Here is a 16665-nt window from a genome sequence, read left to right as displayed (position 1 = left end):
CTCATCCTTAAGCGATAGCTTATAAATAGAGGCCATCTTTACCACATAAAGTTAAATATGCAGATTATTCGGTATTAGCAGTCGTTTCCAGCTGTTATCCCGATCAAAAGGGTAGATTATCCACGCGTTACTCACCCGTGCGCCGCTCTACTCATTCTCCGAAGAGAACTTTCTCGCACGACTTGCATGTGTTAAGCACGCCGCCAGCGTTCAATCTGAGCCAGGATCAAACTCTCCAGTTGATAAACTTGGAGATGATTTGATCACTTCTCACTCTCGTCTTAAACGGGCTGTGATTTGTGATCTATTTGCTCAACTCGCTATTTAATTGTCAAAGACCATTGTCCTTCTTTCAAAGAACGCCCGGCGTTTGGCCGGAGAGACAATCTATGTTTTTCCAGATTGCCCGTCAACTCTTTTTTGAAACTTTTTTTTCGTTTCGCCTTGAGTCAACCGATTCGTTTGTTTGAGAAAGAACAAGCCGCCGGGTGCATCCTTTCGGGCTCCCCCGTGCGGCGAAAGAGGTTCTAGGTGAATCGCACTCCGAGGTCAAGCGCTTTTTTCAAAAAAAATGAAAGTGCCATTCTTGAATGATGTTATCATGCCGTAATAGCTAATTATTCTGTAATTTACTTTTCTCATAATCTTCTAGGAATTCCCCTCTTCCTATTAACGGGGACACCCCACCCTACCGTTTCCTCATGACTTTCGCCACAGCCTGATGCAAAATCCCCGACCATGATCTCCTTCAAAAACCGCAAGATTGGTCAAGTCGCCACTCCTCCATCCGAGTATATTCCGCTTCGAATCTGGAGGAATGCATGAAGCTCACGACCCAAAACTTCTATCATGAACGAATGATAGCTGTACTCCTGTACATTCAGGAACGACTCGACGACGCCCTCCCACTGGAGACGCTCGCTGCCGTGGCCCACCTCTCCCCTTCCCACTTTCATCGAATATTCAAAGGTATGATGGGAGAGACTCTGGCCGAGCACATACGGAGGATACGGCTCGAACGGGCTGCACTGCGGCTTGCCTGCCGACCGAGCAACGTCACCGAGGCCGCCTTTGACGCAGGATATGAAACCGTCGAATCCTTCAGCCGGGCTTTCCGGAAGATGTTCGGCTGTCCACCCTCCAGGTATCGGCAGATGCACTGGGAAACCGTGGCGACACGGCTGCCCGGTGCCGTTCATTACCAACCAGACGCACCTAAGCACGGTCTGGCAATCAAACCGCTAGGAGAAATTGAAATGGAAGTACGCATTGAAGACGTTCCGTTGGAAACAATCATCTTTGTCCGCCATACCGGCCCCTACAAGGACTGCGAACCAGCCTGGGAAGCTCTGTTTAAATGGGCATGCCCCAAAGGACTTTGCCGCCTGGACGCCAAGTACATCGGCGTATGCTACGACGATCCGCAGGTTACCCCTCCCGATAAAATCCGCTACGATGCCTGCATAACCGTGGACAAAAACGTTGAGGTGGAAGGAAAAATTGGAAAGCAGGACATTGGCGGATGTCCCTGCGCCATCGTCCGGCACAAGGGACCCTACTCCGGGCTGGAGCAGGTATACGCCCAGTTGATGGGACAATGGCTCCCCCAAAGCGGACAAAGATTCGATGATGCTCAATCGGTCTTCGAAGTCTACCTGAACCATCCGGATACCACTACGCCCGAAGAACTGCTCACCGACATCTACCTGCCATTGAAATAAGAAAAGGGCCCGACGCGTCTTCGCGCCGGGCCCTTACATATATTATATAGTAAATAGGTCGAACTAGAATTCCAGACTGTTCGGTGTCCTGGGGAACGGCATCACGTCCCGAATGTTCGAGACCCCGGTCACCAGCATCAGCATCCTTTCAAATCCCATCCCGAATCCGGAGTGAGGAGCCGAGCCGAACCGGCGGGAATCAATGTACCACCAATAGTCGTCTTTGTTCAACTTCATCTCGTCCATGCGCGCGGTCAGGACATCCAAACGCTCTTCACGCTGGCTGCCGCCGATGATTTCACCAATGCGCGGTACCAGGCAATCCATGGCGGCTACGGTTTTATCATCTTCATTGAGGCGCATGTAGAAGGGCTTGATCGTCTTTGGATAGTCGTAGACATAGACGGGTTTCTTAAACTCCTCCTCGCACAGATAACGTTCGTGCTCGGTCTGAAGATCAATGCCCCACTCCACCGGGTAATCAAACTGTTTCTTGCTCTTCTGCAACATGTCTATGGCCTCGGTGTAGGACACTCGCATGAAGGGTTCATTCAAGAGCGTCTCAAGCGTGGGCATCAACCCCTTGTCCACCCACTTGGCGAAAAGCTCTACATCCGGAGCGCATTGATCCAGGATATGACCGACAAGGTACTTGATCATCTCCTCGCCCAAATCCATGTTGTCGGCGAGGTCAGCGAAGGCCATTTCCGGTTCGATCATCCAGAACTCGGCCGCGTGGCGAGGCGTATTGGAGTTCTCAGCCCGGAAAGTCGGGCCAAAAGTATAGCAATCGCCCAACGACAGGGCGAACATTTCCACATTGAGCTGCCCCGAGACTGTAAGCTGCGAAGGCTTGCCGAAGAAGTCCTTCTCAGAAGGCAGATTGGACCCGGCGGGCAGGCTCGTCACCCGAAACATTTCGCCCGCGCCCTCACAATCCGAGCCCGTAATGATCGGTGTATGAACGTAGAAAAACCCCTTGTCCGAAAAAAACTTATGAATCGCCTGGGCCAGCTCGGACCGAATGCGGAAGACGGCACCGTACTTGTTGGTCCGAGGACGCAGGTGTGCAATTGAACGCAAGAACTCGTCCGAGTGCCGCTTCTTCTGCAGCGGGAATGTCTCCTGGTCCGCCTCGCCGATAAGCTGGATGGACCGTCCCCTGATCTCCCACTTCTGCCCCTTGCCGGGCGATTCCACCAATGCTCCCTCAATCGCAACGGAAGCTCCCGTGCCGATCCGGGCCAGTTCCGCTTCAATCTCCGGGGTATGATCCACCACGGCCTGGATATTCCCCAGGCACGAGCCGTCATTTATTTCCACAAAGGAAAATCCCTTGCTGTCCCGCTTGGTGCGCACCCACCCCTTCACGAGAATCTCATCAGCGGGAGTCGCAGCATTCAAGGCCTGTTTTATCTTGGTTCGTTTCATGATATGATCCTTATGAAAATTTTTCCTCGCTTTTATCCACATCCACGATCGATGGCAACGGTTCGACGGGATCATTTCATCTATTGCTTCCGGCGGTCAGGTGAGCTATGAGAAAACCCCCGTAAGACAACATATCCCGACAAAGAGGACCCGATGGGATTCTTTAGCAGACTAAAAAAGGCCTGGCAAAGCCCGGAAGATGTGGCCCAGCAGGCTATAGACGAATACCGCAAGGAACAGGGACTGCCGGAAGAGGAACAATCCGCCGCCGCAGAACCACCAGCCGAAGCACCTGCCGCCCCAACCACTCTCCCAGCCGAACCGGCAAATCAAGAAATTACTCCCCAAGAGACCGACGCCGCACCGACAGCGACCGAGGATTGGCAGGCTGACCTGACTCTGGCCTTGCGCCAGGCAGAACCCCGCCTCTCCCAATGGCTCAACATCATCGTCGAAGGCGTGGAGGAAAAAGGACAAAACCTCTGGGATCGTCTGGCATTTCTCTTCAAAGCCCTGGGTGCTCCCACAGGTGAAGCGGACAAGTTCATTGCCGACTTTGCCGAGTGGCTGGATGAAATGGGCTATCAGGCCGTGCCGGAATTCAAGTCGGAGCTTCAGTACAGACTGGCTCTGGCCCTGGAACTCGAAGATGAAGAAGACGAACGGGATCGTCTGTTCCTCAAGCTTTCCGAAGGCATTTCCAAAACCCGCGAGCAGATTACCAAACGCATCGACGGACTTCTCTCGGCCCATACCTCACTGAACGACGAGTTCTGGGAGGAATTCGAGGAAATCTTGATCATGGCCGATGTAGGGATGGAAGCCGCGACCCAGCTCATGAAAAACCTCAAGGAGCGGGCTCGCAAGGCCGGGACCGACAATCCCGAGGATTTCAAAGACCTGCTACGCGACGAACTGGAAGAGATCTTCAAGGTGCCTCCCCGCATCAAGGCCGTCACCCCACCCGAGGTGCTGATGATGGTCGGCGTCAACGGCGTGGGCAAGACCACAACCATTGCCAAGCTTGCCTACCGGGCCAAGCTGCAGGGGCGCAAGGTGCTCATTGCCGCGGGCGATACCTTCCGGGCCGCCGCCATCGAGCAACTGGAAGTCTGGGCCAACCGGGTTGGCGTGGGATTCTATGCCAAGTCCGAAGGCAGCGACCCTGCCGCCGTGGCCTATGAGGCCATGGACAAGGCCGTCAGCGAAGGCTACGATTTGCTTTTGCTCGACACCGCAGGCAGGCTCCATACAAAAATCAACTTGATGGAAGAGCTGAAAAAGATCGAACGCGTTGTGGGCAAAAAGCACGAGGGTGCTCCTCACCGCTGTGTCCTGGTCATCGATGCCACGACCGGCCAGAATGCGCTCTCCCAGACCAAACTGTTCAATGAAGCCGTCGGTGTGGACGAGATTGTCCTGACCAAGCTCGACGGAACGGCCAAAGGCGGTGTCGTCGTGGCCGTGACTCTGCAAAACAAACTGCCGATCACGTTTGTGGGCCTTGGAGAAAAAATGGAAGACCTCCGGCCCTTCAACGGCAAAGACTTTGCCAAGGCCCTGCTCACGTAACCTTATAATAGTAGATGGTAGATCATCGTGTCCGAAGAATTCAAAGACCGTAACGGCGTCGAAGAGGGCGAAGCGAGCTTCGCCGAACTGTTTGAACAGTACAGCGAAGGTGGAGGCGACGACCTCAACATTGGCGACAAGGTTTCCGGCAAGGTCATCCAGGTCGGGGAATCCACAATATTCGTGGATACCGGGACCAAGCTCGACGGCATTGTCGAGAAGACGGAACTGGAAGACGAGGACGGCAACTGCACGGTAGCCGAAGGCGACACCGTGGAGCTGTACGTGGTCGGCAAGGACTCCGGCGGCATCAAGCTCTCCCGCGCCCTTTCCGGTGTGGGTGGTCTGGCCATGCTGGAGGAGGCCAAAGCAGGCAACCTGCCTGTCGAAGGCCATGTGGACTCCACCTGCAAGGGCGGATTCAACGTTACGGTCATGCAGCGGCGCGCCTTCTGCCCCGTCAGCCAGATCGACAACCGTTTTGTCGAGAATCCGGAAGAGTACGTCGGGCAGACCCTGGAATTTCTGGTGACCAAGCTGGAGCAGCACGGCCGCAATATCGTCATCTCACGGCGGGACCTGCTGGAACGCGAAGCCGAACAGTCGCGCGAGACCTTCACCGCCGAAACCCATGAAGGCGATGAGGTGGAAGGCACCGTTACCCGGCTGGCTCCCTTCGGCGCTTTTGTCGAGATCATGCCCGGCATCGATGGTCTGGTGCACATCTCCCAGCTCTCCTACGCGCGCATCAGCAGCCCGGACGAAGCCGTCACCGTCGGACAAAAGGTCAAAGCCAAGATTCTGCGTGTTGACCACGACGACAAGGGCCGCCTCAAGATTTCGCTTTCCATGAAAGAGCTGGCTCAGGACCCATGGGATACCGTGGCCGCCACCTTTGCCATAGGCGAAGTGGTACCCGGCAAGGTCGTCCGCATCGCCGACTTCGGTGCCTTTGTGGAGATCGCTCCCGGCATTGACGGTCTGGTTCACGTCTCGGAGATGAGCTACACCCAGCGGGTACACAAGCCTTCCGACTTTGTGAAGGAAGGCCAGGAAGTCCCGGTGAAAATCAAGTCCATCGATATGGACAGCCGTCGCATCAGCCTCTCCATGAAGGATGCCGAGGGCGACCCCTGGATGGATGTGGCCGACAAGTACAAGCCGGGCCAGAAAGTCACTGGCACGGTGGAGAAGATGGAGCAATTCGGTCTGTTCGTGGCGCTGGAGCCCGGCATCACAGGTCTGCTCCCCAAGTCGGTCATCGCCCGTAGCGAGAAACCCGCCGAATTCGAGAAGCTCCACCCCGGTGACAGCGTGGATGTCTTCATCGGTCAGGTCAAACCGGCCGAGCGCAAGATATCCTTGTCCACCGGCTCGGAGCAGGACGACGGCGACTGGAAGGAATACGCTCCGGCGCGCAAGCCCAAGGGCGGCAACACCGGCGGCTCCGGAATGGGGCTGCTGGGAGCCAAGCTCCAGGAAGCCTTCAACAAGAAAAAATAACACGACAAGGCCCGGTCCCATAAGGACCGGGCCTTTTTTCTGCACCCTGTTTGATTCCAGACGCAGCGGGTGCGGGACACGACAGGCCCGATATGGTAGGCACGGGGGAAATACCCGCAACCATGGATCGACGAGGCCCTTATGCGTGTCATTCCCCTGATAATTCTCTGCACCGGTTTTGCCACCTTCATGGGGAGGCTCGACAGCAATATCGTCGGGATCGCCCTGCCCGCCATTGCCGACCACTTTTCCACCAGCGCCGGAGCCACAGCCGGGCTGATGCTCTATTACATGCTGGCCATGGCCTTGCTCATGATTCCACTCGGCGCAATGGGCGACCGATTCGGCTTCCGGCGAATCCTCATGGCCGGTTACGGGATATTCACACTTTCTTCGCTCCTGTGCGGTATGTCCACTAGCCTCACTCTGTTGATCGGAGCCCGCTGGTTGCAGGGGGCCGGTTCCGCCATGATGCTCATATCCGCCTATTCCCTCATTCCCCAACGCCTTCCCCTGGAGAGAGTCGGCAAGGCAATGGGGGCGCTCAGTTCGGCCGGGTCCGTGGGCATTCTCATCGGCGCGCCCCTGGGTGGCGTTCTGATTCAGTGGTTGTCCTGGCGGTCCATCTTCATCATCAACCTGCCCGCCGGCCTCATCGCCCTTTGGCTGGTGTGGCGTCGGCTTCCGCCGGATGCGCCCGAGCAGGAAAAGGCTCCGCCCTTTGACTGGCCCGGCTGCCTGCTGGCCTCGGCCAGCCTGCTCCTGTTCATCCTCGGGGTGGAACGGCTGCGTTCCCTGGCTGAAGTCAAAGGCTCCCTGGCCCTGCTCCTGGGCGGCGGAGCATTGCTGCTTGGATTCCTTGCCTGGCAAAAGCGTTCAGAGCACCCACTCATCGACCGAAATTTCTTCCATGATCCCCTGTATCGAAGAGGACTGATCGTCCAGGGGATAATGTATCTGGCCATAGCCGGGCACGGCTTTTCACTGCCGTTCTATCTGGACAGGGTCCTCGGCTTGTCGCACCAAAACGCGGGCCTGACGCTGACGCTATTTCCCATTGGCGTGGCGTTGGGTTCCACCTACGCGGGAAGACTGGCGGACAGGCTCAGGCCTTCCGCCGTGCTCCAGTTCGGCGCGGCTGGCAACGCCTTCATCACCGCCCTGTTCGCCCTGGCACTGCATATGGACGCAACGAGGTTCATCTATGTCTATCTGCCGGTCATGGGGATATTCTTCGGCAACTTTCTCGCACCATCGGCCAAGATGCTTCTGGCTGGGGGAGACCGGAGGCAGGGACTGGCAACCAGCATATTCCACACGGTGAACAATGTCGCCCTGACCTTCGGCATTGCCGTCAGCGCCCTGGCGCTGACCATGGGCACGGGCCGGGGCCATGCCACATCCCACGCAGCGGCCGCCTTTCTTCCACTCTACGCCATGCTCTCGGCCATCTGTCTTGTCGCCGCACTGCTGGCCTTCCGAAACAATAGAAAAAGCGGCCGGACGGGAATCCCGCCTGCGGCCGCTGCCAATCAATAAGAAAAGCCTCCCCGATCAGGCAAAAACAGAATCAGAACGGAGCCGAGACCTCGGCGGTAAATCCGGGCAACTCCACCCTTCGATGATGAAGGTGCAAGGCATCACCTTCCCGGCCCGCACCATAGATCGAGTCGCCGATAATGGGATGCCCGATCGAGGCCAGATGGGCGCGAATCTGATGCCGTGCGCCCTTGACGATCAGGCAGGTCACCATGGAGGTATTCCGTCCCCAGTCATGAGACAGGACCTGTACGTCCGTCCAGCGACGGGGGTCACCATCCGTTTCGTCGAGAATCCGGGTGATCTTTCGGTCCGCCGTGTCCAGCTTATTTCTGACGGTGGTCACCCCGTCAAAACGCCCCTCGACCTCGGCCACGTAAAATTTGCGAATGTTCCCACTCTCCTCGGCGTCCCGCCAGACTCGGACCGCGTCTTCGGTCAGGGCCACCAGGAGCAAACCGGAAGTCAGGAAATCCAATCGATTGAGCAGGACCGGAGCTTCACCCGGCAGCATGGAGGGCAACAAGGCTTCAACACTCGGGACATCACGCCCCGCAATTACTGCGGAGTGGACCTCACCGGGCTTGTAAACGGCCAGAAATCCCCCATGCCGTTCCACAACCATCAATCCCAAATCCTCAGGCAGCACTGCCTTCTCTCCCCCTAATAAAATCACACACTGACCGGCGGAAACCTTGTACCCCGGCTTCATGGCACGCCCGTCAACAAGAACACGCCCATCATCACACAGCCGCCGCCTAAGCCGCAGGCCGGAACCGGATAGCACCGCTTCCAAGGCCTTGTCCAGACGCTGGCCCCCCTGTTCTTCGGGAACAATCCACTTTTCTTGTTCATTCATGGCAAGACAACATACCTTCCGCTTTTTAAGGTCGCAAGAACTTCCCGGTACATTGACGCACCGCGCAAATGGGCCTACAAATGACCTCTCTCAATATTACAGGCGCAAGGAACGGATATGACTACGGAAGTGCTCTGGCTCCCAGCCAGGGAAATCGACGCTTTGCACCTTTCCATGAAAAAAATTATGGACTGTGTGGAAGAAGGATTCACCACCTTGGGGCGTGGCGAAGGAGAACTCCCTCCAAAAATCGGAATTCATCCGCGAGAAAACGCCTTCATCCACGCCATGCCCTGCTATCTCGGCGGCAAAACGGACCGCGCCGGGATCAAATGCGTTTCCGCCTATCCCGCCAATCCGGCAAAAGGGCTACCCTACATAGCGGGCCTCATGCTCCTCCTGGACCCGGAAACAGGCCTTCCGCAGGCAGTTATGGACGCAGGATGGGTAACGGCCTGGCGCACAGGAGCTGCCTCCGGCGTCTACGCGCGCCACTTCGGAAACCCGGCAACGAAAACGATCTCCATGATAGGCACCGGCACGCAGGCACGCCTGAACCTGCTGGCCCTGCGTGAGGTATTTCCCCAATTGGCGTCCGTCCGCTGTTTCAATATCCGGGAAAAATCAGCCCGCACCTTTATGGAAGAGATGGGCCCGAAACTACCGGAAATCGATTTCCGTTTTTGCGCGGAGGCACAGGATGCCGTGCGGGATGCTGACGTGGTGGTCTCCTGCACACCCATGTCGGAAAATCCGAAACGGTTCATCAAAGTCGATTGGCTTAGGAAAGACGCCCTGAGCATAGCCGTTGATTATGATGCGGCTTTTGAAGCCGATGTATTTCAAAACGCCCATTTTACCTGTGACAACCGCAACCAGTATGTGCGGACGCAGGAGGCTGGCATTTATTTTCAAGGTGGATATCCCGGTCCGAATGATATTGACGCGGACTTAGGCGACGTCTGTGCGGGAACAACGCCCGGCATCCGCACGGGAAGACGCGGCGCAGTGCTGATGGGCATTGCCAGCCACGATGTAATGACCGCCGACCTAATATACCAACAGGCCCTTGCGAAAGGGGCCGGAACCAAGGTGGAACTCTAGTGGCAGGATATCTCTGGGTTCTGGCCGCCGCCTGCATGTGGGGCGTCATCGGTGTCTTTACGAAACACATTCTGGCCGCTGGCATTACCTCGCTCGAAATCGCTTTCTGGCGCGCCACCCTGGCCTGGATATTGTTCCTTATTCATGCCGGATACAAAAAACAGCTTCGGGTTTTCCGTGTGGACCTCCCCGCCCTGCTCGGTTTCGGTTTCATCTGCGTCACCCTGTTTTACGGTTCCTACCAGTTGGCCATTCGCGATGTGGGCATGGCCATGGCCGCCGTACTGCTCTATACCGCCCCGGCATGGGTAGCCCTGCTCTCCTGGCTGGTACTCAAGGAAACCATGACGCCGATCAAGACCGCCTGCGTCGCCATGACCATTGCAGGAGTGGCCAGCATCAGCCTCGGCCCGAAGCTCATGGCCGGTTCCTCCTTCGAGCTGAACACCTTCGGCCTTGCCGCCGGACTGGTCTCCGGCTTCACCTATGCCCTCTATTACATCTTCGGGAAAAAATACCTGCACAAGTACGCCACGCCGACCATTTTCGTCTACGCACTGCCCTTCGGCGCCCTCCTTCTCTTCCCATTCGTGGACTTCCATCCCAAGTCCGCCCAGACTTGGGCACTGCTCTTCGGCATGGCCACCGTCACCGCCTATGGCGCATTCAACGCCTACTATGCGGGCCTCAAGCTCCTGGATGCCACGCAAGCCTCGGTCATCGCCACCTTCGAGCCGGTGGTTGCCGCCGTGCTCGCCTATTTTCTGTTCGGCGAAACATTCTCCATGTTCGGCTACCTGGGCAGTTGTCTGGTCATCGCCGCCGTATTCCTGGTCGTGCTTTCCGGCACCAGGACAACGCGGGCACAAAGGGAACGAGGGTAACGCATGTCCGAGCTCAGACAGGTCAAGGCTTCCGCAGGATCCGGCAAGACCTATCAACTGACCCGCCGTTTTCTTACCCTGCTGGATGGAGCGGACCCGCACGCCATACCGGCGGCCTGCTCCACCGGACCTACCAACGGCTACAGCTGGCACGAACTCATGGCCGTGACCTTCACCAACAAGGCCGCCAGCGAAATGAAGGAACGCGTGGTCGCGGCCCTGAAACGGAGCGCCCTGGGCCTCTGCGCCCCCGGCGAGGAGCCGCCCTGCAAATCCGCGACAGCAAGGAGGGTGTTGGGTTCCATCCTGCGCAGTTACAATCGCCTGAACATCCGGACCATCGATTCGCTGCTCGCCCTGCTTCTGCGCCTCTTTGCCCTGGAGTTCGGCATCCGCCCGGATTTCCAGATGGTCTTCGACGAGTCCGCGACATTCGACGCGGTATATGATCAATTCATCGGGCAGGCCGAACTGGGTGAATCGGAACACGACCTTCTGGCCGCAGCCGTGGATACTCTGATAACGGCAGAAGGACGAGGCGGCTTCTGGCTCCAGTCAACTGTACGCGAACGCCTGCTTGATCTGGTCAGGTTTCTACGGGACGAACAAGGCAAACTGGAAACCAACCAGGACACCCTGCGCGATTTGATGACCGTCAACCTCGCCGACATGCAGCGCGGCGCGACACGCTTGCAGCAATTGCTGACTGACGCCGATCTCCCGGTGGTGAAGGGTTTTGATACATTCCTGAGCAACTGCGCGGCTGCCGACCTGTTTCATTCCCCAAAGGACTCGGCTTACATCCACAAGGACGAGCTTGCGGCCTGCATCAAGGTGGCCGGGAAAAAGGACGTCACGCCGACAATGGATGCGGCCTACGCCTCGTTTCAGGATGCCTATGCCGCCTATGTGCAAAACCACGCCCTGCTCATGGGGGCCTACAGTCTGGCCCCCACCGTCAATATAGCCATGGAGCTGCTCTCCGGCATCCGGGATCTGCAACGGCGCCAGGGGACCGTGCTGGGCGCGGACCTCGCCGGATTCGTGGACAGGCTGCTCTCGTCGGACGAAGCCGTATCCGAGGCATATTGCCGATTGGGCTGCCGCCTCCACCATCTGCTGGTGGATGAATTTCAGGATACCAGCCGTGCCCAGTGGCGGGCCATCACGCCCCTGTCCGGAGAATGTCTGGCCAAGGGCGGTTCGCTGTTCTACGTGGGCGACGTCAAACAGGCCATCTACGGCTGGCGCGGCGGGGACCAGGACCTTTTCGACGAAGTGATGGACCAGCCGGGTCTGGCCGAGCTGGCCGCGGCCCAGGCGGCGGATTCTCTGCCGGACAACTGGCGCAGCTTCCGCAATGTGGTGCGGTTCAACAACGACTTCTTCAAGTGCCTGGAAGATCCGGATGGCGCGGAGGAAATGGCCCAGGCCCTGTTCCAGGGTGCTCCCGACGGATTCCGGGAGGACTTTGCACAAGAGTTGAACCGCAACTTTAACGACTGCGCCCAATCACTGCCGGAAAAACACGAGGATACTGAAGGCTACGTGCGAATGACACGGCTGGAAGGCGGCAACATGGATGCTGTGGAAGGCCAGACCCTGGAGGCCCTCTCCGCACTCATGGACGAACTTGCGGCCCGCCGCCCCTTCCGGGACATCGCCGTGCTGGTGCGCAGCAAGGCCCACGCGGAACTGGTCTGTGACCTGTTGGTGGAAAAGAACATTCCGGTAATCACGGAAAACAGCCTGCAACTGGACCGCCATCCCATCGTCCGCCAACTGGCCGCTTTCCTGGCCTTTCTCGATTTCCCGCGCGACGATCTCGCCTTTGTGACCTTCATCACCGGACAGGAAGTGTTTCTTGCGGAATCCGGCCTCTCAGCCGGGACCGTTCACGACTGGCTGGCCCAGCCGCGAAAACGTCCTCTGGGTGTCTGCTTCCGTGATGATTTTCCCGAAGCATGGCAACGCCTCATCGAGCCATTCTACAATCAGTCAGGCCTGATGACACCTTACGATCTGGCCCAGGATGCTCTGACCGCCTGCCGGGTGCTCGACCGCCATCCCGATGCCGAACTCTATGTCCGCCGCTTTCTGGAAGTCATCCATCTGGCAGAGGAAAACGGCTACGGCTCACTCTCGGCCTTCCTGGAATACTGGGAAAACCAGTCCGGCGAGGAAAAAGTGCCCCTGCCCGAGAACATAGACGCGGTGCGCATCATGACCATCCACAAGTCCAAGGGCCTGGAATTCCCGGTGGTCATCGTCCCCTTTCACAACTGGAAGGTGCAGCCCGACAAGGACTACGCCGTGCGCCGCATCAACGGCCTCCGCCTTCTGACCAGAATGCGCAAGCCCCTTGGCGCGCCCTATTTCGCCAGCCTCGGCCGTGCCGTGCGGGAGCAGCTCAACCTGCTCTATGTGGCCTGGACTCGGGCGCGGGAGGAACTCTACGGATTCTGCACTCCTCCCTCGGCGGACCGTCCCGCATTGACCGCCATGGACTGCTTTCTGGAATTCGAGGACGGCCGGTTCGAGCAAGGCACCATTCCGGCCCATGGCGAGACGTCCGAAATAGCGCCAGCACCTGAGCCATGTGATCTTCCTGCTGTCGATGAGCCCATGGAACTCATGTCCTGGCTGCCCAGACTGCGTGTATATCGCCACAATCTAGACGAATATTTCTACAATGAGCGGATGCGTGGCGAGGTGGCGCACCGGACTATGGAGCACCTGCGCGTCTCCGGCAACGACGCCGTGGACGTGGATCGGGCCGTCCGACTCGCTCTCTGTGATTTTCCGGCCCTCGGTGCACTCTCGGAAGAAGAGCAAGACCAACTGGAAGAGGACCTGCGATCCATGGCCGCCTGGAGTTTGGCCCAACCAGGTCTGCGGGAATGGCTGGCCGACGGCGAGCGCGAACCCGAAGTCATGGACCGGAAAGGCGAATTCAAAAGGTTCGACCTGCTCCACCGAGGCAGGACAACCGTTGTGGCAGACTTCAAGACAGGCCAGCCGACACCCAAAAACGTGGAACAGGTGCGGGACTACCTGCGCATTCTATCCGAGCTGCCGGGCTGCTCCGCAAAGCGCGAAGGCTACCTGATCTACCTGGACAGACGAGAGATCGTGCCCGTGGAGGAAATGTAGATGGAACCCATCCTGCTCATCCCCTGGCGCCAAGACTTTCTGGATGGTCTGGGGGAATATCTGGTTACCCGGCCGGACTTTTCGGACCTGACAGTGCTCTTTCCGCACAACCGTCCGCGCCGTTACCTCAAGGCTTTCTTCAAGAAACATCCGGGACTGCCCCGGCCCTGCTTTCTGCCGCGCATGACCTCCATCGCGGAATTCATCTCCGGCCTGCGTCGCGAGCTGGCCCCGGCACCGGTCACACCGGCCAATCACCTGGATCTGGTGGAAATGCTGCACGGCATCGTCACCGACCTGCGCCGATCAGGCCGCGGCCTGCTGGCCCGGCTGCCGGAACTGGATCGGGAGGCATTCCTGCCTTGGGGACTCCGCCTTGCACGGCTGCTGGACGACCTGTTGCGCCAAGGCGTGGAGCCGACGGACCTGACGTATATGGAAGGCGAGGTTTCGGAATACGCCTCCGGGCTGCTGGAACAATTGAGCGCCATCCACCACGCCTATGTCACACGGCTCTTTGAACGCGGCTGGACCACACCGGGGTTGGACTGGCGATTCGTCACCGGCAATATCGGAGAGGTGGCCGCCCATCTTGCTGGCACTCCATTGGTTGCCGCCGGCTTCTATGCCCTGAGCGGAGCGGAAGACCTCTTCTTCCACAAACTCTGGGAAGATCGCCTGCTCCACCCCATCATTCACTCCGACCCAGCCTTGGCCGAAGGCAATGCCGCCCACCATGCCTGCGCCGAACATGTGGCGTGGATGAACCGGTGGCATACCCGACCCGTTTTGGCCCAGCCTGAAACAACAGAGCCCATCGACCGCGCCGCCGAACCGGATATCCGTTTCGTGGAAGGATTCGACCGGCACTCACAGTTGGCCGCTCTGGCCGAAGACCTGGGAGCACTGCCGTCCTTGAGCGACACGGCCGTGGTTCTTCCGGACGAAGGCGCGCTCCTGCCCGTGTTGCATCACCTGCCGGAAGGCGACCCGAATATTTCCATGGGCTATCCGCTGGCCCGCACCTCGCTGGCCCGTCTGGTGGAGACGCTACTTTCCCTCCAGGAGAATCGGCTGGAAGACGGCCGTTACCACTGGAAGGACGTCATAGCCCTGATCCGGCATCCCTACCTGCGTCTGCTGGGGCCTGAGGACAAACCGCTCCGCCGCATCTTCCACCACTGGGAGGAAGTCATCCGCCGTGGAGAGCGTTACCTTGATCCGCTGGCATGGGAGCCGCCATACGGCAGCCGCGAATTGGCCGAGGTCGATCCCGATCAGGCGGAACCATTACGCCGGGAGGTCCTGGAACGCTGCCTGACCGGATTCCGCAAGGTGGACAGCTTTGATGCCCTTGGGCAGGCCCTGAATGGTTTGGCAACAATGCTCCACAAGCACGGCGAACGCTTGTGGCACACCTATCTGATGGACGCGGAATGCCTGTTCCGCCTGACCACCTCGGTCATTCCTCAACTGCGCGGCGCACAGACCAGTAAGGAACCCTACGGCCGGTCCACGCTCTTTGCCGGACTCCGCCGTATTCTGGCTGGAGAGCGTGTTTCCTTCGAGCCGGACCCGCTGGCTGGACTTCAGGTTCTGGGTGTGCTGGAAACCCGCTTGCTCCGGTTCCGGCGGGTGCGCATTCTGGACGGCGTGGAGGAACGGCTGCCCGGTACCGATCCATATGATCCGCTCCTGCCCGATCCCCTGCGTAATCTGCTCGGCCTGCCCGACTCCCGCCAGCGGGACAACGTGGCCGCCTACAACTTCTACCGCCTGCTCATGGGGGCGGACGAAGCGGTCATCTATTACCAGAGCGGCACGCAACCCGGCCTGCTGGACGCCAAGTCGGTACGCAGCCGGTTTGTGGAACAACTGCTGTGGGAGCGGGAAAAGAAGGAAAAGCGCATTATCGAACCGGGCGATCCGCTCATCCGTACCGTGACATTCGCCTCGGGAGCGCTGCATGCCGATGCCCCTGCCATTGAGATAACCGCATCCCTTCGGGAAAGCCTGCGGCGGCGTCTGACGGAACGGGGGCTCTCGCCGTCCACGCTGGACAGCTACCTGAAATGCCCCAAACAGTTTTTCTACAGCTACCTCTCCGGCATCCGTCCCCTGGCCCGAGTGGAAGAGGAAGGCGACCGGAGCGCGTTCGGCTCCCTGGTGCACGAAACTCTGCACGACTTCTTCGAGGAACGCGTCGGCCTGCGCGTGGGACCGGACATGGACCCGTTGCCGCTTCTCGACCTGTTCCGGCAGCGGCTGGATGAAGATGAGGAATTCGGCTCACTGCCGCTCGACACACGGATGGCACTGGCCGAAACCGGACGCCGCCGCCTCAGACAGTACGTAGCGTCCCAGGAATCGGCAACACTTCTCGGCCTGGAACGGGAACTCTCCACCAGCCTTGATGTGGAAGGAATATCCATTCCATTCTCCGGCAAACTGGACCGCATAGAACAACGCCGCGAGGGCATCTTCATTCTGGACTACAAGACCGGCGGCGCCACCTTGCCGCGAAAAGGACTGTGGCAGAACGAGGATCTGTGGTGCCGGATGCATGAGGAGCAGGATGAAGACGGCGAACGCTTGCTCCTGCGTGATCTGCGCAAGGAACTCGGATCGGTCCAATTGCCCGCCTACCTGCATCTCTATGCCAGCTGCGGACAGGACACGCCAAGCGATGCCGCCCTGGTGCTCCTTGCCAAGGATGGAGAGACAAAGTATCTTTTCGGAGACGGAATGGACGACGACGAAAGAAAAACAGCGCTTTCGAGTCAGATTCCCGACTTGATCGAATTCCTGGCCGGACGCCTGCTGGCATCCCCCCGCTTCGAGCCGAATCCAGGCCGCCACTGCCAATACTGCGATTTCAAAATTCCTTGCGGAAGCTAAA

General features: G+C 58.5%; 10 protein-coding genes and 1 rRNA gene (1 of these 11 cut by a window edge). 8 read left to right on the top strand and 3 right to left on the bottom strand.

Translation table 11 applies throughout. The features are described from left to right. Positions 1–242 (bottom strand): 16S ribosomal RNA (locus tag ACI0FG_RS06325) (it extends 1311 nt beyond the left edge of the window). Positions 243–821: 579 nt separating this feature from the next. Between ACI0FG_RS06325 and ACI0FG_RS06320 the strand changes: the two genes are divergently transcribed. Next, entirely contained in the window at positions 822–1721 is a 900-nt protein-coding gene (locus ACI0FG_RS06320) for an AraC family transcriptional regulator (protein WP_419787706.1), read from the top strand. 63 nt (positions 1722–1784) lie between these two features. Here ACI0FG_RS06320 and asnS read toward each other — a convergent pair whose 3' ends face one another. After that, positions 1785–3152, bottom strand: coding sequence for an asparagine--tRNA ligase (gene asnS / locus ACI0FG_RS06315; RefSeq protein ID WP_419787705.1), 1368 nt, complete (start codon positions 3150–3152; stop codon positions 1785–1787). A 153-nt stretch (positions 3153–3305) separates the two neighbouring features. Here asnS and ftsY point away from each other — a divergent pair, with 153 nt between their 5' ends. The 3 genes from ftsY to ACI0FG_RS06300 all read left to right on the top strand — a co-directional run bounded on the left by ftsY (position 3306) and on the right by ACI0FG_RS06300 (position 7766). Next, positions 3306–4724: a signal recognition particle-docking protein FtsY gene (ftsY, locus tag ACI0FG_RS06310; protein ID WP_419787704.1), complete on the top strand. Its 1419-nt coding sequence runs from the start codon at positions 3306–3308 to the stop codon at positions 4722–4724. 27 nt (positions 4725–4751) lie between these two features. Then, on the top strand, positions 4752–6227 hold the full coding sequence (locus tag ACI0FG_RS06305) for a 30S ribosomal protein S1 (RefSeq protein ID WP_419787703.1): 1476 nt from the start codon (positions 4752–4754) through the stop codon (positions 6225–6227). Positions 6228–6368: 141 nt separating this feature from the next. Then, complete coding sequence (locus tag ACI0FG_RS06300) at positions 6369–7766, top strand: MFS transporter (protein WP_419787702.1); 1398 nt, start codon at positions 6369–6371, stop codon at positions 7764–7766. Positions 7767–7797: 31 nt separating this feature from the next. Here the strand turns inward: ACI0FG_RS06300 and ACI0FG_RS06295 are convergent, their stop codons facing one another. Beyond that, positions 7798–8625 carry a pseudouridine synthase gene (locus ACI0FG_RS06295; RefSeq protein ID WP_419787701.1) on the bottom strand — a complete coding sequence of 276 codons (828 nt, stop codon included), beginning with the start codon at positions 8623–8625 and terminating at the stop codon, positions 7798–7800. Between the two features lie 117 nt (positions 8626–8742). Here ACI0FG_RS06295 and ACI0FG_RS06290 point away from each other — a divergent pair, with 117 nt between their 5' ends. From ACI0FG_RS06290 to ACI0FG_RS06275, 4 genes are read left to right on the top strand one after another with little or no spacing between them, the layout of a single operon-like run. Next, positions 8743–9729 carry an ornithine cyclodeaminase family protein gene (locus tag ACI0FG_RS06290; RefSeq protein ID WP_419787700.1) on the top strand — a complete coding sequence of 329 codons (987 nt, stop codon included), beginning with the start codon at positions 8743–8745 and terminating at the stop codon, positions 9727–9729. Continuing rightward, the gene (locus ACI0FG_RS06285) at positions 9729–10613 is read left to right on the top strand and encodes a DMT family transporter (protein ID WP_419787699.1); all 885 of its coding nucleotides are present in this window, start codon (positions 9729–9731) and stop codon (positions 10611–10613) included. Before ACI0FG_RS06290 ends, ACI0FG_RS06285 begins: the two co-directional genes overlap by 1 nt. A gap of 3 nt (positions 10614–10616) precedes the next feature. Then, positions 10617–13766, top strand: a complete 3150-nt coding sequence (locus ACI0FG_RS06280; RefSeq protein ID WP_419787698.1) for a UvrD-helicase domain-containing protein — start codon at positions 10617–10619, stop codon at positions 13764–13766. After that, positions 13767–16664 (top strand): PD-(D/E)XK nuclease family protein, encoded by a 2898-nt coding sequence (locus tag ACI0FG_RS06275; RefSeq protein WP_419787697.1) that lies wholly within the window; start codon positions 13767–13769, stop codon positions 16662–16664. Position 16665 lies beyond the last annotated feature (1 nt).

The sequence above is a fragment of the Pseudodesulfovibrio sp. 7M6 genome (genome assembly GCF_050058625.1).
Classification (GTDB): Bacteria; Desulfobacterota; Desulfovibrionia; order Desulfovibrionales; family Desulfovibrionaceae; genus Pseudodesulfovibrio; species Pseudodesulfovibrio salinus.
Note: the sequence above shows the minus strand (reverse complement) of the source record. Positions and strands in the feature narration are given on the sequence as shown.